This is a genomic window from Streptomyces glaucescens, from assembly GCF_002154375.1.
Classification (GTDB): Bacteria; Actinomycetota; Actinomycetes; order Streptomycetales; family Streptomycetaceae; genus Streptomyces; species Streptomyces glaucescens.
This window is the reverse complement of record NZ_MUND01000389.1, coordinates 1-1,254: the sequence shown is the minus strand read 5'-3', so window position 1 is coordinate 1,254 and position 1,254 is coordinate 1. Positions and strand designations below refer to the sequence as shown.

Annotated in this window: 1 protein-coding gene; it reads left to right on the top strand. The window is 74.6% G+C overall.

The features are described 5' to 3' along the window. Positions 1-356: 356 nt before the first annotated feature. Positions 357-1,254: NAD-dependent epimerase/dehydratase family protein (locus tag CCN42_RS24500; protein WP_086738860.1), on the top strand; the 898-nt coding region annotated here is incomplete at its 3' end.

Genomic DNA, 1,254 nt, shown 5'->3' with positions numbered 1-1,254 from the left:
CGGCCAGCGAGCCGAGTGCCGTGAGGAGTGCCAGTACCGTTCTGCCCGCCCCGAAGCGCTTCTGACGTCTCGTCACACGTCCCCCCTGAGGTTCCGTCAACTCTGGCAGCTCCGGGGCAAAGTGCACCAGACGGCGACATCCGGCCGGATGGCCGGACGCGCACGGTGAGGGCGGATGGGCGAACGGGACCCGAACGGGTGATCCGGTGGCCCCGGTGGTCCCGGTGGCCTCATGTGGCACAGCGGCACCGGGCGTCGGAGTATGAGAACACCCGTCGGGGGGCACTCGGGCGCCGCTCGCCGTCCGCCCCGGCGGCGGGGGAAGAGGCCCACATCGGCGGAAGGAGGCCGTGCACATGACGCCGATGGCGTTCTCCGCGATACCGCTGCCGATGTCACGGCCCCGCTGGAAAAGGGCCCTGGTCACCGGCGGCGCCGGGTTTCTGGGCTCCCACCTGTGCGAACGGCTGATCGACGCCGGGATCGAGGTCGACTGCGTGGACGACCTGTCGTCCGGGTCCGCCGGCAACGTCCGCCACCTCGCCGGACGCCCCGGGTTCCGGTTCCTGCGGCAGGACGTGAGCGCCCCCGGCCGGCCCGACACCCTGCCCGGCCCCTACGACCTGGTGCTGCACTTCGCGGGCCCCGCCTCGCCCGCCGACTGCCTCGACTGCCGGCTGGCCGCCCTGGACGCCGCCGGACCCGGCACCCGCAACGCCCTCGCCGTCGCCGAACGGGACGGGGCGCGCTTCCTGCTCGGCTCCGCCTGCCACGTCTACGGCGACCCCGCGGCGCATCCGCTGCGCGAGGACTGCTGGGGTCACGTCGACCCGGTCGGGCCGCGCAGCGCCCACGACGAGGGCAAGCGGTTCGCCGAGGCCCTGACCACCGCCGGCGCGACGGCCCACGGCACCGACGCCGGGATCGTCCGCGTTTTCGACACCTATGGTCCGCGGATGCGGACGGACGGCCGCCAGGCCCTGCCCACCTTCATCCGGCAGGCGCTCGCCGGGGCACCCGTCACCATCGAGGGCGACGGCAGCCAGACCCGGTCCCTCGCCTACGTCGACGACATCGTCGAGGGCGTGCTGCGGGTGGCCGCAAGCCGGGCCGTACGGCCCGTCAACATCGGCGGCGACGACGAGGCCACCGTCGAGGAGATCGCCCGCCGGGTGATCCACCTGACCGGTTCCCCCTCCCGCCTGGTGTACCGCCCCGCCCGGGCGCACGACCCCGCCCGGCGCCGGCCGGACA